The organism is Pseudomonas sp. RA_5y_Pfl1_P24, from assembly GCF_963970945.1.
In the GTDB taxonomy this organism is placed as follows: Bacteria; Pseudomonadota; Gammaproteobacteria; order Pseudomonadales; family Pseudomonadaceae; genus Aquipseudomonas; species Aquipseudomonas tritici.
This window is the reverse complement of sequence record NZ_CAXAOJ010000004.1, coordinates 112,272-135,448: the sequence shown is the minus strand read 5'-3', so window position 1 is coordinate 135,448 and position 23,177 is coordinate 112,272. Positions and strand designations below refer to the sequence as shown.

The window sequence follows — 23,177 nt, the reverse complement described above, 5'->3', positions numbered from 1 at the left end:
CTATTGTCCCAACTTCAGGCGAGCTGTCTCGCCACTGGTGAACGGCGCCACGTCTACAGGCTGGCCGTTATAGACCACCTGCGCGCCCCGGGCGAAGCCCAGACGCAGCGTCAAAGGAGGCTTGCCGCCCTGATCAAGCTTATCTCCCTTACGCTTCAGACCGCTGAACAGCACTTTGCCATTGCCATCGGTGAGTTGCGTCCAGCAGTCAGCGACGAAGGTGATCTGCACGCGGCCATCACCTGCGATCAGCGCTGGGGTGGTGGGCGGCGAAATCGCAGGGGCAGCTGGCGTGGTTGTCGCTGGCGCTTGCACTGGGGCGGTCGATGTATGGGGCTGGGCAGCCGGAACAGCCGGAGTGTGAGCCGGCGCAGCTGGCGTCGCAGGTACGGCGGCGGTCGTGGCAGGCGCGGCTTCTGGTACGGGTTGCTCGGCGACGGGTGCTTCAGGCGCGGCCTGGCCCTCGGCAACCGCCTGGTCTTCGGGCTCATCCAACGGATGAATCTGAGTGGTGCCGTCGGCGCTTTCGACTTCGACGTGCTCCATGGCGTTGCTGGTCATGTCCTTGGTGCGCTGGGCGGCCTGGTCTTGCCACCAGACGAAACCGCCGCCAATGACAGCAATCAGCAACAACAGGCTGACAATTCGCAAAATAGTGTGGGAAACCCGCACCGGCTCTTCGATTCGACCCAAGCCATGCACATTGCTGCCTTGGGAGTCGGTACCGGTGAATTGATCGAATTGCTGGACCAATATGGCCTGGTCAATACCCAGCAATTTGGCATAGGCACGGATATAGCCACGGGCAAAGGTATGCCCAGGCAGCTTATCGAAGGCGCCAGCTTCCAGATTGCCCAGGGACGTCGTGGTCAAATTGAGCTTGAGGGCCACTTCCGCCAGCGACCAACCATTGCTTTCGCGGGCCTGACGCAAGGTGTCGCCTGGGTTTACGCGATTAGCTGCTACAACTTCCGGGTGCGACGCTTTCATCATTGCTCCGACAGGTATTGCTGATATTCCGGCGTACCGGGATAGAGTCGTTCGAGTTGCTGGCCAAAACGTGCGGCTGTGTCGCGTTCTTCATGAACCGTCGCCAAGCGCACACCGAGCAATAGACTACGTGCATTTTGCCCGCTGAGCAGGCTAAAACGCTCGTAATAGTCACGTGCCGGCACATAATGCCTGTCTTCGTAGGACAACTCAGCCATTTCGAGCAATGCTCGAGGCTGACGACCATTCAAATGCAGGGCTTTTTCCAGTTGTTGGCGGGCGCTGTCGCGTTGGCCGAGACGCATGGAGGTCACCCCGAGGTTCTCGAACACCCGCGAACGCTCAGGATAAAGGGTATCGGCGCTGGCTTGCTGGAAATAACGAGCGGCCTGGTCATAACGTTTCTGCGCAAACAGGAAGCTGCCGTAATTGTTCAGCAGCCGCGGGCCTGCAGGTTTTGAGGCGAGTGCCTTGAGGAAATACTGCTCAGCCAGTTCAGGCTCGGCCTGGGCCTGGAACACCAGTGCCAACGCGCCATTGGCGTCAGCATCGTCGCTGTCCAGTTCAAGGGCCTTCTTCAAAGGCACCTTGGCCTGCTCGTTCATGCCTTGCTGCAGGTAACCCATGCCCAATTGCACATAGGCAACTCGCGCCTCATCACGGCCTTTACCCGTGTGCATAGGGCTGTCATAACCCGATGAAACACAACCGGCCGCGAGACCGGTAACAAGCAAAAGCAGCGCAAGGCGCAAGGGCATAGAGATCCTCTCTCAGATTCGATTCACAGCAATCAGCGGCAAATCGTCGGCGGCGTTCAGTTCGCGTCCGGCGATATAACGTTCGCTGCGGCGGGTGCGGTCCATCACCTGCCCTACTAATTGGCCACAGGCGGCGTCGATGTCTTCACCACGGGTGGTGCGCACGGTGACGTTGTAACCGGCCTGGTGCAGTTGATCCTGGAAACGGCGGATGGCGTTGTTGCTCGGCCGCTCGTAGCCAGAATGGGGAAACGGGTTAAACGGAATCAGGTTGATCTTGCACGGGGTGTTCTTGAGCAGTTCGATCATCTCGACCGCGTGCTCGACCTTGTCATTGATGTCCTTGAGCATGGTGTACTCAATGGTCAACACGCGCTTCTCGCCCAACGTTGCCATGTAGCGCTGGCAAGATTCGAGCAGCATCTTAAGCGGATACTTCTTGTTGATTGGCACCAATTGGTTACGCAATGCGTCATTCGGTGCGTGCAGCGACAACGCCAGGGAGACGTCGATGTGCTTGGCCAGCTCATCGATCATCGGCACCACGCCAGAGGTCGAAAGGGTCACACGGCGCTTGGAGATGCCGTAGCCCAGGTCGTCCATCATCAGGTGCATGGCCGCGATCACGTTGTCGAAGTTCAGCAGCGGCTCACCCATGCCCATCATCACCACGTTGGTGATGGCACGGTCGACGGTCGCCGGGACGCTGCCAAAGGATTTGTTGGCAATCCACACCTGGCCGATGACTTCAGCGGCGGTGAGGTTGCTATTGAAGCCTTGCTTGCCGGTGGAGCAGAAACTGCAGTCCAGGGCACAGCCTGCCTGGGACGAAACGCACAAAGTGCCACGTTTGCCCTGGGGAATGTACACGGTCTCGACGCAACTGCCGGACGCCACACGCACCACCCATTTACGGGTGCCGTCGGTGGAGATGTCCTCGCTGACAACCTCGGGACCACGGACCTCAGCAATGGCCTTGAGCTTGTCGCGCAGGGCCTTGCTGACGTTCGTCATGGCGTCGAAATCGTCGACGCCAAAGTGGTGAATCCATTTCATTACCTGACCGGCACGGAAGCGCTTCTCCCCGATTGAGTCGAAGAATTTCTCCATTTCCGGCTGAGTCAGACCCAGCAGGTTGGTTTTCACAGTCGATGTAGTCATGGATTCACCCTCACTCTTTAAGCCAATGCTTAGCGAGCGGTTACTTCAGTAGCAGCGAAAAAGTACGAGATTTCGCGAGCAGCAGCGGCTTCGGAGTCCGAACCGTGTACAGCGTTGGCGTCGATGGATTCAGCGAAGTCAGCACGGATAGTGCCGGCAGCTGCTTCTTTAGGGTTGGTAGCGCCCATCAGCTCACGGTTCAGAGCGATAGCATTTTCGCCTTCCAGAACCTGAACAACAACAGGACCGGAGATCATGAAGGCCACCAGGTCGCCGAAGAAGCCACGAGCGCTGTGCTCAGCGTAGAAGCCTTCAGCTTCAGCTTTGGACAGTTGCTTGAGTTTCGAAGCTACAACCTTCAGGCCGGCTTTTTCGAAACGAGTGGTGATCTCGCCGATGACGTTTTTTGCAACAGCGTCAGGCTTGATGATGGAGAAAGTACGTTGAACAGCCATGGTGTAACTCCAGAAACGGTAATTTACGAAAAATTAAACCCGCGAATTATACGCGGGTTATTGGGTATTGCCTAACTGCGTAAAAAGGCGGTTCAGTCTGCTTCTTCGATCCACAGGCCTTGAATCGCCTCCAGGACCTTTTCGCCACCCCGGTCAGGGATATCGTCGAAGTCCGGCAGCGCCATTACCAGATTGCGCAGCTTGACGAAGTTGACCGTAAGAGGATTGACCTCAGGATGAGCTTCAGCAAGTTGTATAGCGATTTCTTGTACATCAACCCATTTCAGGCTCATGACATTTCCTTGAATCAATGCGGCGCTTCGGCTGCATGGTTGAGGGAATATTTCGGAATTTCGACGGTAATGTCTTCCGTCCCGACCTTTGCCTGACAGCTTAGACGCGAAGTCGCTTCCAGGCCCCACGCGCGGTCAAGAAAGTCCTCTTCCAGCTCATCTGCCTCTTCAAGGCTGTTGAAGCCCTCGCGGATCACGCAGTGGCACGTCGTGCAGGCGCACACACCGCCGCAGGCGCTTTCGATCTCGATGTGGTTGTCATGGGCAACTTCGAGGATGGACTTGCCGGTCTCAGCCTCCACGACCATACCGTCCGGGCAGTGCTCGGCGTGTGGCAGAAAAATGACCTGCGGCATTAATTATTCCTCGATTTCATTCAGGTTGCGTCCCGCCAGGGCAGCTTTTACCGACTGGTCCATGCGGCGGGCGGCAAAGGCATCGGTCACTTGTGACAGACGCTTGGTCTGCTGCTCGATGGCGTAACCATCGGTGCCTTTCATCAGTTCGGCCAGCTCCTGCATCTGCAGGTCGATGACCATGCGCTCTTCGGCGTCCAACAGGCGCTCACCGTCAGCATCCAGGGCGCCCTGCACCGCTTCGAGCAGACGCTGGGCGTCGACCTGTTGCTCGCGCAATACGCGGGCGACCTTGTCGTCACCGGCATACTGGAACGAGTCCTTGAGCATCTTGGCGATTTCGCCATCGGTGAGGCCGTAGGACGGCTTTACCTGGATGCTGGCTTCAACGCCTGACGCCAGTTCACGGGCGGCCACGCTGAGCAGGCCGTCGGCATCCACCTGGTACGTCACGCGAATCTTCGCCGCACCAGCCACCATCGCCGGAATACCGCGCAATTCAAAACGCGCCAGGGAGCGGCAATCGCTGATCAGCTCGCGCTCGCCTTGCAACACATGGATCATCATGGCCGTCTGGCCATCTTTGTAAGTAGTAAAGTCTTGGGCGCGGGCGACAGGAATGGTGGTGTTACGTGGAATCACCTTCTCCATCAAACCGCCCATGGTTTCCAGCCCCAGGGACAACGGAATCACGTCAAGCAGCAGCAGCTCGCCGCCATCGCGCTTGTTGCCGGCCAGGGTATCGGCCTGGATCGCGGCACCAATGGCGACCACTTGATCCGGGTCGATTTCAGTCAGCGGCTGGCGACCAAAGGCTTCAGCGACAGCGTCACGAACGCGCGGCACACGGGTGGAACCACCGACCATGACCACGGCACCGACATCTTCCAGCTCGATACCGGAATCACGCACAGCGCGGCGACAGGCTTTCAGGCTACGGGCGACCATCGGCTCGATCAACGCATCGAAAGCTTCGCGCGTCAGCTGGGCCGACCAAGTGCCGTAGGACACTTCAACAAATGCAGCCTCCGTCAGCGCTTCCTTGGCGGCACAGGCGGTTTGCAGCAGGTTGCGCTGCTCGCCCGGGTCCAGGTCGGCAGACAAGCCGGCGCTGGTGATGATCCAGCCCGCGATGGCGTGATCGAAGTCATCTCCGCCCAAGGCAGTATCACCACCGGTGGCCAGGACTTCGAAGACACCGCCAGTCAGGCGCAGGATCGAGATATCAAAGGTGCCGCCGCCCAGGTCGTAAATGGCAACCAGGCCTTCGGCATGCTGGTCCAAACCGTAGGCCACAGCGGCTGCGGTTGGCTCATTGAGGAGGCGCAGCACGTTTAGACCGGCAAGTTTCGCCGCGTCCTTGGTGGCTTGGCGCTGGGCGTCATCGAAATAGGCCGGCACGGTGATCACCGCCCCTACCAGTTCGCCGCCCAAGGTGGTTTCTGCACGCTGGCGCAGCACCTTGAGGATATCGGCCGACACTTCCACCGGGCTTTTCGGGCCCTGGACGGTGTCGATAAACGGCATATGGGATTGGCCACCGATAAAGCGGTACGGCAGTTGGTCGCCCAGCTGCTTGACGTCGGACAGCCCGCGACCCATCAAGCGTTTGACCGACAGTACAGTGTTCAAAGGATCGGTAGACGCTGCCAATTTAGCCGACTCACCGACTTCGGTGCGATCAGCGTGATAGCGCACGGCGGACGGCAAGATAACCTGGCCATCGGCGTCGGGCAGCGGTTCGGACAGGCCGCTGCGCAAGGCAGCAACCAGGGAATTGGTGGTGCCCAGGTCAATCCCGACCGCCAGGCGACGCTGGTGCGGTTGGGGGCTTTGGCCGGGTTCGGCGATTTGCAGTAGGGCCATGGTAATCAGGTCTTATCTGTCTATCAGGCGTGCATCACGGGCAGCACTGGATTAATCGTCGAGGCGCTCTTCTAGCTGGCGCACTTCGTAGGTGAGCTTGTCGAGGAACTGCATGCGCCGCATCAGGCGTTCGGCCTGTTCGCGTTGCGCTGCATCATCCCAACAAGCTGCGAAGCTTTCGTTGAGCTCATCCTGGGCCACTTTCAGACGACGCTTGAAGACCGCGACGCCAGCCACATCGGCTTCGTCCTGCAAGTCTTCGAGTTCTTCGCGCCACTGCAACTGCTGCATCAGGAAGTCGGGGTCGTGCACCGTGACTTCAAGCGGCAACTCGCCACCGTTCATCGCGAGCAGGTAACGCGCGCGCTTGGGTGGGTTTTTCAGCGTCTGATAGGCTTCGTTGAGGCTGGCCGATTGCTCCAGCGCCAGGCGTTGCTCACGCTCGGAAGCGTCAGCGAAGCGGTCCGGATGCACGCTACGCGCCAATTCGCGGTAGCGCGTAGCAAGCTGCTCAAGGTCCAGCCGAAAGCTCGGCTGCAGCTCGAATAAAGCGAAATGACAAGGAGTGCCCACGAATAGCCTCAGATGTTGAAGCTTTCGCCGCAGCCACATTCACCGCGTACGTTGGGGTTGTTGAACTTGAAGCCTTCGTTCAACCCTTCCTTGACGAAATCGAGCTCGGTGCCGTCCAGGTAGGTCAGGCTTTTAGGGTCGATGATCACTTTCTCGCCGTGACTTTCGAACACCTGGTCTTCCGCAACCACCTCGTCGACAAACTCCAGCACGTAGGCAAGGCCGGAACAGCCCGTGGTGCGAACACCCAGACGAATCCCCTCACCTTTACCGCGCCCATTCAGGGAGCGGCGAATGTGCTGCGCAGCCGCTTCTGTCATGCTGATAGCCATCGTTGACTCCTTACCTGTCGCCAAATGCTTAGATCAAGCCTTTCTTCTGCTTGTAGTCGCGAACGGCCGCCTTGATGGCGTCTTCTGCGAGTACCGAGCAGTGGATTTTCACGGGCGGCAACGCCAGTTCTTCGGCCAGCTGGGTGTTGCTGATAGTGACAGCCTCATCCAGGGTCTTGCCTTTCATCCATTCGGTCGCCAGGGAGCTGGAGGCGATGGCCGAACCGCAGCCGTAAGTCTTGAACTTAGCGTCTTCGATAACGCCAGCGTCGTTAACCTTGATCTGCAGGCGCATCACATCGCCGCACGCCGGAGCGCCAACCATGCCGGTGCCGACATCAGGGTCTTGCGCGTTCATCTTGCCGACGTTGCGCGGGTTTTCGTAGTGGTCGATGACCTTTTCGCTGTAAGCCATGGTACTGAATCCTCACTCATCAGGGCCGCTCTGGAACCCTGTAGAAACGCCTGCGTTTTCCGCCACGTTCCTACAGAGCTGGGGTGGCGGCTTCTATAGTTAGTGTGCCGCCCACTCGATCTTGGAAATATCGACACCGTCTTTGTACATGTCCCACAGCGGCGACAGAACGCGCAGCTTGTTGACGGCTTCGCAAACTTTCTGCGCGGCGTAGTCGATTTGCTCTTCGGTGGTGAAGCGGCCGAACGTAAAGCGGATAGAGCTGTGCGCCAGTTCGTCGTTGCGGCCCAGGGCGCGCAAAACATACGAAGGCTCAAGCGAGGCCGAGGTACAGGCCGAACCGGACGAAACCGCCAGGTCCTTGAGCGCCATGATCAGGGACTCGCCTTCGACATAGTTGAAGCTCAAATTCAGGTTGTGCGGTACGCGGGCGGTCATGCTGCCGTTGACGTACAGCTCTTCAAGGTTCTCGACCTGCTTATAGAAGCGATCGCTGAGTGCCTTGATGCGCACGTTTTCGGCAGCCATGTCTTCCTTGGCTACGCGGAAGGCTTCGCCCATGCCAACGATCTGGTGGGTCGCCAAAGTGCCAGAACGCATGCCGCGCTCGTGACCGCCGCCGTGCATGGCGGCTTCGATGCGCACACGTGGCTTACGGCTCACGTACAGGGCGCCGATGCCTTTCGGGCCGTAGGTCTTGTGGGCAGAGAACGACATCAGGTCGACTTTCAGTTTCGACAGATCGATGTCGACCTTGCCGGTGGACTGAGCAGCATCGACGTGCAGTAGGATGCCCTTGGAACGGGTCAACTCGCCAATGGCCGCGATGTCGTTGATGGTGCCGATTTCGTTGTTCACGTGGATCACGGAAACTAGGATGGTGTCTTCACGCATCGCGGCGTCGATCATCGCCGGGGTGACGATACCGTCGGTGGTTGGCTCAAGGTAGGTCACCTCGAAACCTTCACGCTCCAGTTGGCGCATGGTGTCGAGGACAGCCTTGTGCTCAATCTTGGTGGTGATCAGGTGTTTGCCTTTGGTCGCGTAGAAATGCGCCGCACCCTTGATTGCCAGGTTGTCGGACTCGGTGGCACCGGAGGTCCAGACGATTTCACGCGGGTCTGCGCCAACCAGATCGGCGACCTGGCGACGGGCGTTCTCGACCGCTTCCTCAGCTTTCCAGCCGAATACGTGGGAACGGGAGGCAGGGTTGCCGAAGTTTCCGTCAACCAGCAGGCACTCGCTCATCTTTTGCGCGACACGCGGGTCAACCGGGGTGGTCGCTGAGTAATCAAGGTAAATCGGCAATTTCATGGACTTTCTCCTAATCAGGCTGGCTGGCGTGCCGTTAGCTCTTCGGCTGTCACTCGACGGCGGACGCTTCAATCTTGTCCAGACGCGGCGCCTTGGTGTTGCAACGGCGCTGGTCCTGACGCTGGGCTACTTCTTGTACCTCACGGCGAGTCACAAGATCAGCCAAGCTGATACCACTCAAAAACTCATGGATCTGCAGGCTCAGATCGCACCACAAGTGGTGCGTCAGGCAGGTGTCGCCAGCGTGGCAATCACCCTGGCCCTGGCATTTGGTCGCGTCGACGGATTCGTTGACCGCGTCGATCACCTGAGCCACCTGGATGCCCTGCATGTCGCGGGACAGTTGATAGCCGCCACCCGGACCACGCACGCTGGAAACCAGATTGCTACGGCGCAACTTGGCGAACAGCTGCTCGAGGTAGGACAGGGAAATGCCTTGGCGCTCGGAGATATCGGCCAGGGACACAGGCCCAGTTTGCGCGTGCAAGGCCAGGTCAAGCATGGCGGTCACCGCGTATCGGCCTTTTGTAGTCAGTCTCATGGACAAGTACCAAGGTGTTTCAGAATGGGAGCAAGTATGCGATTCCCGAGTATTTAAGTCAACTATAAGACCTAGTACTTTAGTCAGGATTACCCGTAAAAAGGGCGCGCGAATCATAGCAGGATGGGGTGGGGACGAACAGCGGCAACAAGGTCGAACGGAAATTGTAAGGCCAGAGGATATCAAATAGGGGAGCTAGCTTACCTGCGATAGCGGTGGATCAGCACCACACGGGGTAGCTGGCATACCGCTATCGCAGGCAAGCCAGCCCCCACTGGGCAACGCGTTCAGCCAGCCTTGGTGGTGGCGGCTTCGTCCTTGATCTCGGCAAAGTCTTCCTCGCGCAACTCAGGCAGATCCTTCGCGCAGTAAGGGCTACCCAGATCCTTCAACGCACCGCACATACCCTCCAGCTTGCCGTCCACCGCTTGCAGGTGGTCAAGCAACTGGCCAATGGCGCGCGCCACCGGGTCGGGCATGTCTTCGCTGACACCATAGGCATCGAAACCGATCTTCTCGGCCATGGCCTTGCGCTTGGCTTCCTGCTCGTCGCCGACTTCCGGCTTGACGATGATGCGACCAGGAATGCCAACAACGGTCGCGCCAGGCGGCACGGCCTTGGTCACCACGGCATTGGAACCCACCTTGGCACCGGCGCCGACGGTGAACGGGCCGAGCACCTTGGCGCCCGCCCCCACCACCACGCCATCACCCAGTGTCGGGTGACGCTTGCCTTTGTTCCAGCTTGTGCCACCCAAGGTCACGCCCTGATAGAGCGTCACGTCATCGCCGATCTCGGCAGTCTCGCCAATCACGATGCCCATGCCATGATCGATGAAGAAGCGGCGGCCCACTTTGGCACCCGGATGAATCTCAATCCCGGTCAGCCAGCGCCCAAAGTTCGACACCAATCGCGCCAGCCATTTCCAGCCCATGCCCCACAACGCGCCGGACAGGCGGTGAATCCAAATCGCGTGCATGCCGGGGTAGCAGGTCAGCACTTCAAAGGCGTTGCGCGCCGCCGGGTCACGATGGAAAACACTCTGGATATCTTCTCGCAAACGCTCGAACATTTTTTAATCCTTCCGCTTAAGAAGCTCGCCACGGGCCGCTTTCTGGGTTTCCGTGAGGATGCCACGCAATATATTCATTTCGGCTCGGCTCACTGAACTGCGTCCGTACAGGCGACGCAGGCGCGCCATCAAGTGCCGGGGCTTGTCCGGATCGAGGAATTCGATGGCCACCAGGGTTTGCTCCAGGTGCTCATAGAATCGCTCCAACTCGTCCATGGTGGCCAACTCGCCACTTTTGGTCGATGCGACTTCATCCTTTTCCACTTTGCTAGGCTGCCCCTCAGCAGCCAGCCAGGCCATGCGCACTTCGTAAGTTAACACCTGCACCGCTGCCCCGAGATTCAGCGAGCTGAACTCAGGGTCTGATGGAATGTGCACGTGGTAATGACATCGCTGCAGCTCTTCATTGGTCAGGCCGGAATCTTCACGCCCGAATACCAAGGCGATTTCAGCGCCGCCGGCGGCCTCTTCCACCACTTTGGTGCCGCACTCGCGCGGATCCAGCAGCGGCCAAGGGATGCGACGGTCGCGGGCGCTGGTGCCGAGCACCAGGTTGCAGCCGACCAAGGCGTCTTCCAAGGTGGCAACGACCTGGGCTTTTTCCAGGAGATCATTGGCGCCGGACGCGCGAGCATCGGCCTCGTGATGCGGGAACAGGCGCGGCTCGACCAGCACCAGGCGCGTCAGCCCCATGTTTTTCATGGCTCGCGCCACCCCACCGATGTTGCCGGGATGACTGGTATTGACCAAGACGACACGAATGTTTTGCAGCAAGGGAGGCGCTCTCGGACACGGGAAAGGGGAGCAAATCTTACAGAACAGCCTAAGGTTATGCCATGAAAGCTAACGTCGTCCTTCACCTGAAGAAAGTTTCTGCTAAACTGCTCGGCTTTCTTTAACAACCTTAGGTGACCTATCCATGCAGCCCATGCTGAATATCGCGCTGCGCGCCGCCCGCAGCGCCAGTGAATTGATCTTCCGCTCCATCGAGCGCCTGGATACCATCAAGGTCGACGAAAAAGACGCCAAGGATTATGTATCCGAGGTGGATCGCGCCGCCGAACAGAAAATCATCGACGCTCTGCGCAAGGCCTACCCTACCCACGGCATTCTCGGTGAAGAAACCGGCCTGCACAAAGGTAGCGGCGAAGGCGAAGACTACCTGTGGATCATCGACCCACTGGATGGCACCACGAACTTCCTGCGCGGCATCCCGCACTTTGCCGTGAGCATCGCGTGCAAATACCGTGGCCGCCTGGAACACGCTGTTGTGCTGGACCCGGTCCGCCAGGAAGAATTCACCGCCAGCCGTGGCCGTGGCGCCCAACTGAACGGTCGTCGCCTGCGCGTCAGCGGTCGCACCAGCCTCGACGGCGCCCTGCTGGGTACCGGCTTCCCGTTCCGTGACGACCAGATGGACAACCTGGAAAACTACCTGGGCATGTTCCGCGCCCTGGTTGGCCAGACCGCTGGTATCCGTCGCGCTGGCGCAGCTAGCCTGGACTTGGCTTATGTGGCTGCTGGTCGTTTTGATGCGTTCTGGGAGTCGGGCCTGTCCGAATGGGACATGGCGGCAGGCGCCCTGCTGATTCAAGAAGCTGGCGGCCTGGTGAGCGACTTCACCGGTGGTCACGACTTCCTGGAGAAAGGCCACGTGGTTGCCGGCAACACCAAATGCTTCAAGGCAGTGCTGACCGCGATCCAGCCGCACCTGCCGGCTTCGCTGAAGCGTTAAGCGAGCAGGCACAAAAAAGCACCCTTAGGGGTGCTTTTTTTATGCCTGGGATTTGAGGCTTGCCGCAACTACAGCAACAACACAAATCAATTGTGGGAAGGGGTCTGACCCCGATTGCAGTGGGCCAGCACCTAATAAGCTGACTGAACCACCGCAATCGGGGACAAGCCCCTTCCCACATTTTTCAACCCACACACATTTTTGCATCTGTACCAGGCTTGGGATTACTGCTGATTCTGGCCCAGCACCAAACGCCCTTCCTTGTCGACTGGAATCTGGCCGCCTGGATCACGATCCATACGCACCGAGCCTTCCTTGCCATCCAAGGTGTAACGCACATCATAGCCGACAACCTTGTCGCTGATGTCGTTGACGGTGTTACAGCGAGTCTGGGTAGTGGTGTAGGTATCGCGGTTCTGCATGCCTTCCTGAACCTTGTTACCGGCATAACCACCGCCGACCGCACCGGCCACGGTAGCCAGCTTCTTACCATTGCCGCCACCGACCTGATTGCCCAGCAGGCCACCGGCCAGCGCACCGACCACGGTACCGACGATCTGATGCTGATCCTGCACCGGCTTCTGCCGGGTTACCGCGACGTCCTTGCAGACCTCACGCGGGGTTTTGATCTGGGTTTTCACCGGCTGCACCGCCAGCACTTGCGCATACTCAGGGCCGCTTTTTACCAGGCTGTAGGTGGCGACAGCACCCCCGGCAGTCACACCGACAGCACCCAATACCGCACCAACCAGTAACGACTTGTTCACGTTGAACCTCCTGACCATCACAAACGGACCGAACGATCCGCGCTATACCCAGCCTTGGAGCAAAAAAAAAGGCACGAGTTCAATACTCGCGCCTTCTTTGTAACAGCAAGTCAACGACACCCCCTCAAGGGCGGTCGTCGACCTCCTTGCCGGTAGCGGCAGGAGGGATCAAGTCTTCGCTGTTGAGGTTCAGCCAGATCAGCACCACGTTGGCGATGTAGATCGACGAGTAGGTACCCGCCAGCACGCCGATGAACAGCGCCAGGGAGAAGCCCCACAGGTTGTCGCCGCCAAAGATCATCAGCGCGCCAATCGCCAGCAAGGTGGAGATCGACGTCGCCATGGTCCGCAGCAGGGTCTGCGTGGTGGAGATATTGATGTTCTCGATCAACGTCGCTTTGCGCAGTACGCGAAAGTTCTCACGAACCCGGTCGAATACCACGATGGTGTCGTTGAGCGAGTAACCAATGATCGCCAGCACGGCCGCCAGAACGGTCAGATCGAAGGTGATCTGGAAGTACGCCAGGATACCCACGGTCACGATCACGTCGTGGATCAGCGATACGATGGCGCCGACACCGAACTTCCACTGAAAGCGGAACGCCAGGTAAATCATAATACCCGCCAGCGCCATCAGCATGCCGAGGCCGCCCTGGTCACGCAGCTCTTCACCGACTTGTGGGCCGACGAATTCGACGCGCTTAACCGATGCCGGGTTGTCGCCGCCGACCTTCTGCAAGGCTTCAGCTACCTGGTGACCCAGTTGCGGGTCTTCGCCCGGCATACGCACCAGCAGATCGGTGGTGGCACCGAAGCTCTGCACCACGGCTTCGTGATAGCCGGCCTTGACCAGCTCGTTGCGCACCACGGTAACGTCGGCCGGCTTCTCATAGGTCAGCTCAATGAGCGTACCGCCGGTGAAGTCCAGACCGTAGTTGAGGCCCTTATGGAACCAGCTGAACAGCGCCAGAACGGTAAGGAGCACAGTAGCGCCGAACGCAATCTTGCGAACGCCCATGAAGTTGATTGTACGTAACATGGCAGCCCCTTAAATCCACAACTTCTTGAAGTCACGCCCGCCATAGATCAGGTTGACCATTGCGCGGGTCACCATGATGGCCGTGAACATCGAGGTAAAGATACCGAGGGACATGGTCACCGCAAAACCCTTGACCGGGCCGGTGCCCATGGCAAAGAGAATCCCACCTACCAACAATGTGGTCAGGTTGGAGTCGAGAATCGCGGTAAATGCCCGGCCGAAGCCTTCGTTGATTGCACGCTGTACGGTCATGCCATTGGCGATCTCTTCACGAATCCGCGAGAAGATAAGCACGTTGGCGTCTACCGCCATACCCATGGTGAGCACGATACCGGCGATACCTGGCAAGGTCAGCGTAGCACCCAATAGCGACATCAGCGCCAGCAGCATGACCATGTTGCCCGCCAGGGCCACCGTGGCGATGACGCCGAAGAAACGGTAGATGGCGATGATGAACAGCGACACAAACAGCATGCCCCACAAGGCCGCGTCGACACCCTTGGCGATGTTGTCGGCACCCAGGCTCGGGCCGATGGTACGTTCTTCAGCGAAGTACATCGGCGCAGCCAGGCCACCGGCACGCAGCAACAGGGCCAGTTCCGAGGATTCACCCTGACCGTTCAGGCCGGTGATGCGGAATTGAGCACCCAGCGGCGACTGGATGGTCGCCAGGCTGATGATCTTCTTTTCTTCCTTGAAGGTCTGTACCGGCACGTCTTTCTCGACGCCGTTGACCATTTGCTTGGTATAGGTGGTAACCGGGCGTTGCTCGATGAAGATCACCGCCATGCTGCGACCGACGTTGCTGCGCGTGGCGCGGCTCATCAGTTCGCCGCCGTGGCCATCCAGGTGGATGTTCACTTCAGGGGTACCGTGCTCGCCAAAACCCGCCTTGGCGTCGGTCACCTGATCACCGGTGATGATCAAGCCACGCTCGATCAGCGCTGGAGGACGATTGCCTTCGCGGAACTCGAACTCTTCGGAAGTGGCGCGGGTAGCACCCGACTCAGCCGCGAGGCGGAATTCCAGGTTGGCGGTTTTACCCAGGATACGCTTGGCTTCAGCGGTGTCCTGCACGCCGGGCAGCTCAACCACAATGCGGTTGGCACCCTGGCGCTGAACGATCGGCTCGGCCACACCCAGCTCGTTGACGCGGTTACGTACCGTGGTCAAGTTCTGTTTGATGGAGTATTCGCGGATTTCCGCGATCTTGGCCGGGCTCATCGCCAGACGCAGTACAGCCTGGCCATTGAGGTCAGCCGGTACGATATCGAAATCGTTGAAGTTCTTGCGGATCAGCGCACGGGCCTGTTCACGGGAAGCCTCGTCAGAGAAGCCCAGCTGGATGGCACCGTTGAGCTGCGGCAGGCTGCGATAACGCAAGCGCTCTTTACGCAGCAGGCTCTTCACGTCGCCTTCGTAGACTTTCAGACGGGCGTCGAGGGCTTTGTCCATGTCGACTTCCAGCAGGAAGTGCACACCACCGGACAAGTCCAGACCCAGCTTCATCGGGTGCGCGCCAATGCTGCGCAGCCATTGTGGCGTGGTCTGTGCCAGGTTTAGTGCAACGACGTAGTCGTCACCCATGGCCTTGCGCACGACATCTTTAGCCGGCAATTGGTCTTCTTGCTTGGTCAGGCGCAACAAGCCGCCTTTCGAACCAGCCGCCAAAGTTGCCGCTTTAACCTGAATGCCCGCGTCAGTGAGCGCTTTGCTCGCACGGTCCAGATCAGCCTGATTGACCTGCAGCGAAGTGCTGGCGCCAGAGATCTGGATCGCAGGGTCATCAGGATAGAGATTGGGAGCGGAATAAATAAACCCGATCGCCAGCACCGCCAGGATCAGTACGTATTTCCACAGAGGGTATTTGTTCAGCATCACGCCGCCCGCTTATAACGCGGGGCGCCTTGCGCGCCCCGTCGATTGGTAAAGGTTGTTACTCAGATCGCTTTGAGCGTGCCTTTTGGCAGCGTGGCAGCGATGGCGCCCTTCTGGAACTTCATTTCTACGGTGTCGGAGACTTCCAGAACCACGAAAGCATCGGAAACCTTGGTGATCTTGCCAGCGATGCCGCCGGTGGTCACAACTTCGTCACCTTTCTGCAGGCTGCCCAGCAGGTTCTTCTGCTCTTTGGCGCGCTTGGCCTGTGGACGCCAGATCATCAGGTAGAAGATGACCAGGAAGCCGACCAGGAAAATCCACTCGAAACCACCGCCCATAGGGCCGGCAGCAGCAGGCGCAGCGGCGTCAGCCATGGCGTTAGAGATAAAAAAGCTCATTTAGCACTCCAGTTGCAAATAGTGAATCTTAGGGTCGGAAAACTCAGTCCAAGGGCGGCACAGGGAGCCCGCGCTTGGCATAGAAGGTATCGACGAAGGCGGCCAATGTACCCTGTTGAATAGCCTCGCGCAAACCAGCCATCAGGACTTGGTAGTGACGCAAATTGTGGATGGTATTCAACATGCTACCCAGCATTTCCCCGCACTTGTCCAGATGATGCAGATAAGCCCGGGAGAAGTTCTGGCAGGTGTAGCAATCACAGGTGGGATCCAGCGGCGAATCATCATGGCGATGGAACGCGTTACGGATCTTCAGCACGCCTGTATCAATGAACAGATGCCCATTGCGGGCATTACGGGTTGGCATCACGCAATCGAACATGTCCACACCGCGGCGCACACCCTCTACGAGATCTTCCGGTTTGCCAACGCCCATAAGGTAACGAGGTTTTTCAGCGGGCATCAGGCCCGGCAGGTAATCCAGCACCTTGATCATCTCGTGCTTGGGCTCGCCCACCGACAAACCGCCGATGGCCAAGCCGTCAAAGCCGATCTTGTCGAGGCCTTCCAGCGAGCGTTTGCGCAAGCTTTCATGCATACCGCCCTGGACGATACCGAACAGCGCCGCCGTGTTGTCGCCGTGGGCATTCTTCGAACGCTGGGCCCAACGCAGCGACAACTCCATGGAGGTCCGTGCGACGTCTTCGTCAGCCGGGTACGGCGTGCACTCGTCAAAAATCATCACGATGTCGGAGCCCAGGTCGCGCTGCACCTGCATCGACTCTTCCGGGCCCATGAACACCTTGGAACCGTCCACCGGCGAGGCGAAGGTCACACCCTCCTCCTTGATCTTGCGCATGGCGCCCAGGCTGAACACCTGGAAACCACCGGAGTCAGTGAGGATCGGGCCTTGCCACTTCATGAAGTCATGCAGGTCGCCATGCTTCTTGATCACTTCCGTGCCCGGGCGCAACCACAGGTGGAAGGTGTTGCCGAGGATGATCTCGGCGCCGGTGGCGACGATGTCGCGCGGCATCATGCCTTTAACGGTGCCGTAGGTACCAACCGGCATGAAAGCTGGGGTCTCCACGGTGCCACGCGGGAAGGTCAGGCGACCACGACGGGCCTTGCCATCGGTGGCCAACAATTCAAACGACATACGACTCATGATTGTTCCTCTGGGCCGCGCGGCGCCGGATTGCGGGTGATAAACATCGCATCACCGTAGCTGAAAAAACGGTACTCGTTAGCGATGGCGGCTTGATAAGCGGCCATGGCTTCCGGGTAACCGGCAAATGCCGACACCAGCATCAACAGCGTGGATTCCGGCAAGTGAAAGTTGGTCACCAGGCAATCGACCACATGGAACGGCCGGCCTGGGTAAATAAAGATATCGGTGTCGCCACTGAACGGCTTGAGCACGCCATCACGCGCCGCACTCTCCAGCGAACGCACGCTGGTGGTGCCCACGGCCACCACTCGCCCGCCGCGCGCCTTGCACGCGTTAACCGCGTCAACGACGCCCTGGCTGACTTCCAGCCACTCGCTGTGCATATGGTGGTCTTCGATGTTATCCACACGCACCGGCTGAAACGTACCGGCCCCCACGTGCAGAGTCACATAAGCCGTCTCGACGCCCTTGGCGGCAATCGCATCCAGCAGCGGCTGGTCGAAATGCAGCCCGGCCGTCGGCGCAGCCACGGCACCAGGGCGTTGGGAGTAAACCGTCTGATAGCGCTCGCGGTCCGCGTCTTCGTCAGGGCGATCTATATAAGGCGGCAACGGCATATGGCCGACGCGCTCCAGCAATGGCAACACTTCTTCGGCAAACCTGAGCTCGAACAGCGCATCATGACGCGCCACCATCTCGGCTTCGCCACCGCCATCGATCAAGATGATCGAGCCCGGTTTCGGCGACTTGCTGGAGCGCACATGGGCCAGCACACGATGGCTGTCCAGCACCCGCTCCACCAGAATTTCCAGCTTGCCGCCGGAAGCTTTCTGGCCAAACAGCCGCGCCGGAATTACCCGGGTATTGTTGAACACCATCAGATCGCCTGGGCGCAAATGCTCAAGCAAATCAGTGAATTGACGGTGTGCGAGGGCACCGCTCACCCCGTCCAGGGTCAGCAGTCGACTGGCGCGACGCTCGGCCAAAGGGTGGCGAGCGATCAGCGAATCAGGGAGCTCAAAAGTAAAGTCAGCAACGCGCATGATGGGGTTCGTCTAGCAGGGCCGGGAAGTCTAGCGGAAATAGTGAAAATTGACCATGAAACGTGATTGACCAACGGTAATCTCATCTCTATACTTCGCCGCCATTGAGCCCTGATGGCGGAATTGGTAGACGCGGCGGATTCAAAATCCGTTTTCGAAAGAAGTGGGAGTTCGATTCTCCCTCGGGGCACCATCTTAAAAAAAGACCTTGAAATTCAAGGTCTTTTTTTTCGCCTGTAGAAAAGTGGCTTGTCGGCGGAATAACGACTCACCTCCCACCCCACACCTGAAACACGATCCACTGTGGGCGCTGGCTTGCCTGCGATAGCGCCAGCCCCAACATCCTCAAACCACCTGCCTACACACCCGCCACGTCACCCTGCCCCCTCACTTATGCAGGATCGCCAGATAAATATCCTCCAGCGCCATGATGCGCTGAGCGGCGTTGAGTTTGATGGCTTCCTTGGGCATGCCGAACACCACACAACTGGCTTCATCCTGGGCGACCGTGGCGGCCCCGGCCTCGAGCATTTCCTTGAGCCCGCGCGCGCCGTCGTCGCCCATGCCCGTCATGATGATGCCGGTGGCATTCCTGCCGGCGAACCGGGCCACTGAACGAAATAGCACATCCACGGAAGGCCGATGGCGGTTGACCAGCGGTCCATCGATAACCTGAGCGTGATAATAGGCACCGCTGCGGGTGACCATCAGGTGCTTGCCGCCAGGGGCGATCAGGGCCAGGCCAGGCAGGATACGGTCGTTGTTGCGCGCTTCGCGCACCTCGATCTCGCACACGCTGTTGAGACGCTCGGCGAACGAAGCGGTGAACTTCTCGGGCATGTGCTGCACGATCACCATACCCGGGCACACTCGCGGCAGTGCCGTCAGCACGGCTTCCAGCGCTTGAGTGCCGCCGGTGGAGGTGCCGATGGCGACGATACGCTCGGTGGTCTGGGCCATCGCATGGCCATTGGCGGCGGGCAGGATCGCATCGGCACTGAGTTTGCTGGCCGGGGTCATTGGCGGGCTGACGCTGCGCTTTCCCAGGTTCCTGACGTTGGAGTTCGCTGCGGCCCGGATCGCTGCCACCAACTCGGCCGCCGACTCAATCAGGAAACTCTTTAAGCCGGTTGAGGGCTTGGTGATGATTTCCACCGCACCCGCCGACAGCGCCTGCAGTGAGGTTTCCGCGCCTTTCTGGGTCAACGAGGAACAGATCACCACCGGCGTCGGCCGCTCGCTCATGATTTTCTTGAGAAACGTGATGCCGTCCATGCGCGGCATTTCGATGTCCAGCACGATCACATCCGGCCATTCCCGGGCGAGTTTGTCCATGGCGAAAATCGGGTCGGAAGCCGCCCCCATGACGTGGATATCCGGCGTATCGCTGAGAATCGCCAGCAGTACCTGGCGCACCACAGCCGAATCATCGACCAGCAACACACTGATTTTTTTGTTAGGCATCTTCTTTAACTATTCCCATTGGTTGGTGACGAACCCAGACGCTGCCGCTCCACAGGTCGAACATGATCGTGCGGTAACCGGTACTGCCCATGTCCTGGGCGGTCAGGTGCAGGTGATAGCGCTCGGCCAGGGCCAGTGCCGCGCGAATATTCAGGCTGGCCACGTCCTGCGTCGGCAGGCGGCGCTGCAAATCAGGAAACATCTCGCCGCCGCCGAACAACTTGACCTGGTAATCCCGTGCATGCGTGCCATTGACCTTTGCGTGGCGCAGCAGCAGTTCCAGGGCTTCGTCGGCGTACCTGCCATCCAGGGGCTGATGATTGCGCAGGCGCCCCGGCAGCATGAAGTGACACATGCCGCCGATCCGCAGTTGCGGATGCCAAAAGGTGATCGCCACGCAGGAGCCGAGCAAGGTACGCAGGCGCGTCGGCTGCGTCGCAAAGCTGACTTGGCCAGGTGCCAATACCACTTCGGCCGTACCGACAGGCTTTTTCATGGCTTGCGGTAAATCGACGGCGCCACCAGCTTCAAGGTGTCATTGACACCGTGGAGGCTTTCGGAGTGACTGATGATCAAGTAACCACCAGGTTTGAGCAGCGGCAGCAGGCGCGCGACCACCTGGCGCTTGGTCTGCTGATCGAAATAAATCATCACGTTGCGCAGGAAGATCACCTCGAACTCCCCCAGGGCCGGCAGCGCTTCGTTAAGGTTGACCTGGACAAAATTGACGCGGCTGCGCAAGGCCTTGTCGATCAAGACGGTGCCCTCCTGGCGCCCCATGCCCTTGAGGCAGTACTTGACCAGCAGCGGCTGGGGCAAGGTCTCGATGCGTTCCATTGAGTAATGCCCCGTGCGCGCCTTGGCCAGCACCTGGGAGCTGATGTCCGAGCCGATCACTTCCCAGGGCGTGGTGCCGAGACTTTCGGCCAGGGTCATCGCCAGGCTGTAGGGCTCTTCACCTGTGGAACTGGCCGCGCTCCACACGCGAAACATCCGGCCCGGCGTGGCCTGGGGCAGCACGTGCTGACGCAGGAAGTCGAAGTGCTTGGGCTCGCGAAAAAAATAGGTTTCGTTGGTGGTCAGCAAATCCAGCGCAACCTGCAGTTCGCCCTTGCGCTGGTCATTCATGATCAGCTTGAAATACTCACCATAGCTCTGCAGCTCATAGTGCTTGAGGCGCTTGAACAGGCGCCCGGCCACCAAGGCTTTCTTGGCCGGCGACAGGTTGATGCCGGCCGCGCGGTACAGCCAGGTCTGGAACTGACCGAATTCACGATCGTCGATTGAGACGGTGTCTGACATGATCGAGCCTCAACGCGGGTCGAGGTCAGGGGCTGGCGCCTGGCCGGCCTCGGCGAGGCTGGACATCTCGTCGATGGACAGCACCTTGTCCACTTCCAGCACGATCACGAATTTGCCGTCGACCTTGGCCATGCCACTGATGAAATCCGCGCGAATTCGCGCACCGAAGCTGGGTGGCGGTTCGATCTGCGTGGTCGGGATTTCCTGCACGGCAGACACCGTATCGACCAGCAGCCCGATGTCCTGTGGCTGGCCGTCCTCGGTACTCGCCTCGATGATGATCACGCAGGAGCGCCGGGTGATCGCTGAGTTGGCCCGACCAAAGCGCGCCGACAAGTCCACCACCGGCACCACTGCGCCGCGCAGGTTGATTACCCCGCGCACGAAAGCGGGCATCATCGGCACCACGGTCAGGCTACCGTATTCGATAATTTCCTTGATCCCCAGGATGCCGATGGCGAACATTTCGCCGCCCAGCATGAAGGTCAGGTACTGCGCATCCTCATCGACCGCCACCGCGGTCTGCCGAGTCGTCATTACTGCGCCCATGTCACTACTCTCCCTTGTAGGCCCGCATCGATCGTGCGATCAGAAGCGGGTGAAATCCGATTCGTCCGGGGCACTGGCCATGGTGTAGGCGAAGGCCTTGCGCGGCGCCGTTGGTTTAGTGCGTGGCGGCTGACGGTTGGGCGTGCTGCCGGGGCCGTCCACGCTGTTGCTTTGCACCGCGGCCTTGGACGCTGAATCCAGCACGAAGAAACTCATGGCCTGTTGCAGTTGCTCGGCCTGGCTGCTCATTTCTTCGGCCGTGGCCGCCAGTTCTTCGCTGCTCGAAGCGTTTTGCTGGGTCACTTGGTTGAGCTGGGTCATCGCCGTGTTGATCTGGGCGACACCGGCGGCCTGTTCTTCGGACGCAGCGCTGATTTCCTGCACAAGGTCGGACGTCTTGTTGATGGAAGGCACCATTTCGTCGAGCAACTTGCCGGCTTTCTCGGCCATGTCCACGCTGCTGGAAGACAGTTCCCCGATTTCCTGGGCGGCCACCTGGCTGCGTTCGGCCAGCTTGCGCACTTCGGCGGCCACCACGGCGAAACCCTTGCCGTGCTCGCCGGCCCGAGCGGCCTCGATGGCGGCATTGAGCGCGAGCAGATTGGTCTGGTAGGCGATGTCATCGATGATGCTGATGCGCTGGGCGATTTTCTTCATCGCCACCACCGTCTGCTGTACCGATTCGCCGCCCTCGGTGGCTTCCTTGGCAGCTTTGCTGGCCATGCCATCAGTGACCTTGGCGTTTTCGGTGTTTTGGTTGATGCTGGCGCTCATCTGCTCGACCGACGCACTGGTTTCCTCGACACTGGCGGCCTGCTCACTGGTGGCCTGGCTCATCGATTGCGCGGTGGCGCTGACCTGTTCGGAGGCGCTGGCGAGGTTATCGGAGGCGTTACGCACTTCGCCGATGATATGTGCCAGCTTGCCGACCATATTGCGCATGGCGTTGAGCACCATGCCGGTTTCATCTTTGCCACCTGGCTCGATGTGTGCGTTAAGGTTGCCTTCGGCCAATTGCTCGGCGGCGCTCGCTGCTTGGCGCAACGGGCGGGAAATGATCCGCGCGATGAATATCGCCAGGCCCAGACCGATCAACAGGGACGCGACCAGTACCGCGATGATCGACACGCGTGAGCTTTCATACAGCACCGTGCCCTTGTCACCCGCGGCAGTCGCGCCGGCGTCATTGAGCTCGACCATTTTCTGCAGGCGGTTGGTCACCTCATCGAAATGCCCTCTGGATTGCCCCCTGAGCAAACTGCGGGCCTGGACCTCCTGGTTCTGACGGGAAAACTCCAGGACCTGCTTGCTGCTCGCAATGTAGGCGTCCCACGCGCTTTTCACGCTGAGCAGGAGTTGACGATCGTCATCGTTCGACACCAATTGCTCGTAGGTCTGCATGCGGGTTTCGAACTGCTGGCGCGCCTCGGTGGCCTCGCGTTCGGCCTGGGCCTTTTCTTCGGCCATCTCGGTACCGATGTGGCGGTTTTCTTTCAAGCGATAGTTGGCGGCATAAAAACGCATGCCTGCCGCTGCGCGCATGGATGGCATCCAGTTGCCCTTAATGTCCTGGGCGGCATGGTTGACGGCACCGAGTTGAAGGATAGCGAAGCCGCCCATGGCCCCGGTGAGCGCCAGTACCACCAGGAACGAACTGATCAGCTTGGTGGAAATTTTAAGATCGTAGAACCATTTCATCGG

General features: G+C 59.4%; 26 protein-coding genes and 1 tRNA gene. 2 read left to right on the top strand and 25 right to left on the bottom strand.

What is annotated here, in order from left to right:
• From AACY30_RS07570 to trmJ, 14 genes are all read right to left on the bottom strand, one after another.
• A complete protein-coding gene (locus AACY30_RS07570; RefSeq protein WP_339540087.1) occupies positions 1 to 990 on the bottom strand; it encodes a RodZ family helix-turn-helix domain-containing protein in 990 nt (329 codons plus the stop codon).
• Positions 990 to 1,748: a type IV pilus biogenesis/stability protein PilW gene (pilW, locus tag AACY30_RS07565; RefSeq protein ID WP_339470735.1), complete on the bottom strand. Its 759-nt coding sequence runs from the start codon at positions 1,746 to 1,748 to the stop codon at positions 990 to 992. The genes AACY30_RS07570 and pilW overlap by 1 nt, the downstream gene beginning before the upstream one ends.
• A 12-nt stretch (positions 1,749 to 1,760) precedes the next feature.
• Positions 1,761 to 2,909: a 23S rRNA (adenine(2503)-C(2))-methyltransferase RlmN gene (rlmN, locus tag AACY30_RS07560; protein WP_049711635.1), complete on the bottom strand. Its 1,149-nt coding sequence runs from the start codon at positions 2,907 to 2,909 to the stop codon at positions 1,761 to 1,763.
• A gap of 29 nt (positions 2,910 to 2,938) precedes the next feature.
• On the bottom strand, positions 2,939 to 3,364 hold the full coding sequence (gene ndk / locus AACY30_RS07555) for a nucleoside-diphosphate kinase (RefSeq protein ID WP_003175956.1): 426 nt from the start codon (positions 3,362 to 3,364) through the stop codon (positions 2,939 to 2,941).
• Positions 3,365 to 3,456: 92 nt separating this feature from the next.
• Positions 3,457 to 3,657 (bottom strand): Fe-S cluster assembly protein IscX, encoded by a 201-nt coding sequence (gene iscX / locus AACY30_RS07550; RefSeq protein ID WP_032879605.1) that lies wholly within the window; start codon positions 3,655 to 3,657, stop codon positions 3,457 to 3,459.
• A gap of 14 nt (positions 3,658 to 3,671) precedes the next feature.
• Complete coding sequence (gene fdx, locus AACY30_RS07545; RefSeq protein WP_015885743.1) at positions 3,672 to 4,013, bottom strand: ISC system 2Fe-2S type ferredoxin; 342 nt, start codon at positions 4,011 to 4,013, stop codon at positions 3,672 to 3,674.
• Between the two features lie 3 nt (positions 4,014 to 4,016).
• Positions 4,017 to 5,879: a Fe-S protein assembly chaperone HscA gene (gene hscA / locus AACY30_RS07540; protein WP_339540086.1), complete on the bottom strand. Its 1,863-nt coding sequence runs from the start codon at positions 5,877 to 5,879 to the stop codon at positions 4,017 to 4,019.
• A gap of 51 nt (positions 5,880 to 5,930) precedes the next feature.
• Positions 5,931 to 6,452, bottom strand: a complete 522-nt coding sequence (hscB, locus tag AACY30_RS07535; RefSeq protein WP_339470732.1) for a co-chaperone HscB — start codon at positions 6,450 to 6,452, stop codon at positions 5,931 to 5,933.
• A gap of 8 nt (positions 6,453 to 6,460) precedes the next feature.
• Positions 6,461 to 6,784: an iron-sulfur cluster assembly protein IscA gene (iscA, locus tag AACY30_RS07530; protein ID WP_003175963.1), complete on the bottom strand. Its 324-nt coding sequence runs from the start codon at positions 6,782 to 6,784 to the stop codon at positions 6,461 to 6,463.
• A 28-nt stretch (positions 6,785 to 6,812) separates the two neighbouring features.
• The gene (gene iscU / locus AACY30_RS07525; protein WP_339470730.1) at positions 6,813 to 7,199 is read right to left on the bottom strand and encodes a Fe-S cluster assembly scaffold IscU; all 387 of its coding nucleotides are present in this window, start codon (positions 7,197 to 7,199) and stop codon (positions 6,813 to 6,815) included.
• Between the two features lie 99 nt (positions 7,200 to 7,298).
• Positions 7,299 to 8,513 (bottom strand): IscS subfamily cysteine desulfurase, encoded by a 1,215-nt coding sequence (locus AACY30_RS07520; protein ID WP_339420553.1) that lies wholly within the window; start codon positions 8,511 to 8,513, stop codon positions 7,299 to 7,301.
• A gap of 49 nt (positions 8,514 to 8,562) precedes the next feature.
• The gene (gene iscR / locus AACY30_RS07515) at positions 8,563 to 9,054 is read right to left on the bottom strand and encodes a Fe-S cluster assembly transcriptional regulator IscR (protein WP_065874522.1); all 492 of its coding nucleotides are present in this window, start codon (positions 9,052 to 9,054) and stop codon (positions 8,563 to 8,565) included.
• A 287-nt stretch (positions 9,055 to 9,341) separates the two neighbouring features.
• A complete protein-coding gene (gene cysE / locus AACY30_RS07510; protein ID WP_339470728.1) occupies positions 9,342 to 10,127 on the bottom strand; it encodes a serine O-acetyltransferase in 786 nt (261 codons plus the stop codon).
• 3 nt (positions 10,128 to 10,130) lie between these two features.
• Positions 10,131 to 10,901 (bottom strand): tRNA (cytosine(32)/uridine(32)-2'-O)-methyltransferase TrmJ, encoded by a 771-nt coding sequence (gene trmJ, locus AACY30_RS07505; protein WP_065874520.1) that lies wholly within the window; start codon positions 10,899 to 10,901, stop codon positions 10,131 to 10,133.
• A 145-nt stretch (positions 10,902 to 11,046) separates the two neighbouring features.
• Between trmJ and suhB the strand changes: the two genes are divergently transcribed.
• Entirely contained in the window at positions 11,047 to 11,862 is an 816-nt protein-coding gene (suhB, locus tag AACY30_RS07500; protein ID WP_003175971.1) for a type III secretion system regulator SuhB, read from the top strand.
• Positions 11,863 to 12,086: 224 nt separating this feature from the next.
• Here the strand turns inward: suhB and AACY30_RS07495 are convergent, their stop codons facing one another.
• From AACY30_RS07495 to queA, 6 genes are all read right to left on the bottom strand, one after another.
• Entirely contained in the window at positions 12,087 to 12,629 is a 543-nt protein-coding gene (locus tag AACY30_RS07495) for a glycine zipper 2TM domain-containing protein (RefSeq protein WP_015885750.1), read from the bottom strand.
• Between the two features lie 124 nt (positions 12,630 to 12,753).
• A complete protein-coding gene (gene secF, locus AACY30_RS07490) occupies positions 12,754 to 13,668 on the bottom strand; it encodes a protein translocase subunit SecF (protein WP_339420643.1) in 915 nt (304 codons plus the stop codon).
• Between the two features lie 9 nt (positions 13,669 to 13,677).
• A complete protein-coding gene (gene secD / locus AACY30_RS07485) occupies positions 13,678 to 15,546 on the bottom strand; it encodes a protein translocase subunit SecD (protein ID WP_339420644.1) in 1,869 nt (622 codons plus the stop codon).
• A gap of 62 nt (positions 15,547 to 15,608) precedes the next feature.
• The gene (gene yajC, locus AACY30_RS07480; RefSeq protein ID WP_003175975.1) at positions 15,609 to 15,947 is read right to left on the bottom strand and encodes a preprotein translocase subunit YajC; all 339 of its coding nucleotides are present in this window, start codon (positions 15,945 to 15,947) and stop codon (positions 15,609 to 15,611) included.
• A gap of 43 nt (positions 15,948 to 15,990) precedes the next feature.
• Positions 15,991 to 17,106, bottom strand: a complete 1,116-nt coding sequence (tgt, locus tag AACY30_RS07475) for a tRNA guanosine(34) transglycosylase Tgt (RefSeq protein ID WP_339470770.1) — start codon at positions 17,104 to 17,106, stop codon at positions 15,991 to 15,993.
• A gap of 5 nt (positions 17,107 to 17,111) precedes the next feature.
• The gene (queA, locus tag AACY30_RS07470) at positions 17,112 to 18,161 is read right to left on the bottom strand and encodes a tRNA preQ1(34) S-adenosylmethionine ribosyltransferase-isomerase QueA (RefSeq protein ID WP_339438138.1); all 1,050 of its coding nucleotides are present in this window, start codon (positions 18,159 to 18,161) and stop codon (positions 17,112 to 17,114) included.
• A 108-nt stretch (positions 18,162 to 18,269) separates the two neighbouring features.
• Here queA and AACY30_RS07465 point away from each other — a divergent pair.
• A tRNA-Leu gene (locus AACY30_RS07465) sits at positions 18,270 to 18,354 on the top strand.
• Positions 18,355 to 18,548: 194 nt separating this feature from the next.
• Here the strand turns inward: AACY30_RS07465 and AACY30_RS07460 are convergent.
• Genes AACY30_RS07460 through AACY30_RS07440 form a run of 5 tightly spaced genes read right to left on the bottom strand, consistent with a single transcriptional unit; the run spans position 18,549 to position 23,174 of the window.
• The gene (locus tag AACY30_RS07460; protein ID WP_339470726.1) at positions 18,549 to 19,625 is read right to left on the bottom strand and encodes a protein-glutamate methylesterase/protein-glutamine glutaminase; all 1,077 of its coding nucleotides are present in this window, start codon (positions 19,623 to 19,625) and stop codon (positions 18,549 to 18,551) included.
• Positions 19,618 to 20,121, bottom strand: a complete 504-nt coding sequence (cheD, locus tag AACY30_RS07455) for a chemoreceptor glutamine deamidase CheD (protein ID WP_339470724.1) — start codon at positions 20,119 to 20,121, stop codon at positions 19,618 to 19,620. The genes AACY30_RS07460 and cheD overlap by 8 nt, the downstream gene beginning before the upstream one ends.
• Positions 20,118 to 20,927 carry a CheR family methyltransferase gene (locus AACY30_RS07450; RefSeq protein ID WP_339470722.1) on the bottom strand — a complete coding sequence of 270 codons (810 nt, stop codon included), beginning with the start codon at positions 20,925 to 20,927 and terminating at the stop codon, positions 20,118 to 20,120. The genes cheD and AACY30_RS07450 overlap by 4 nt, the downstream gene beginning before the upstream one ends.
• 9 nt (positions 20,928 to 20,936) lie before the next feature.
• The gene (locus tag AACY30_RS07445) at positions 20,937 to 21,476 is read right to left on the bottom strand and encodes a chemotaxis protein CheW (protein ID WP_339420649.1); all 540 of its coding nucleotides are present in this window, start codon (positions 21,474 to 21,476) and stop codon (positions 20,937 to 20,939) included.
• A 39-nt stretch (positions 21,477 to 21,515) separates the two neighbouring features.
• Complete coding sequence (locus tag AACY30_RS07440) at positions 21,516 to 23,174, bottom strand: methyl-accepting chemotaxis protein (protein ID WP_339540085.1); 1,659 nt, start codon at positions 23,172 to 23,174, stop codon at positions 21,516 to 21,518.
• Positions 23,175 to 23,177 lie beyond the last annotated feature (3 nt).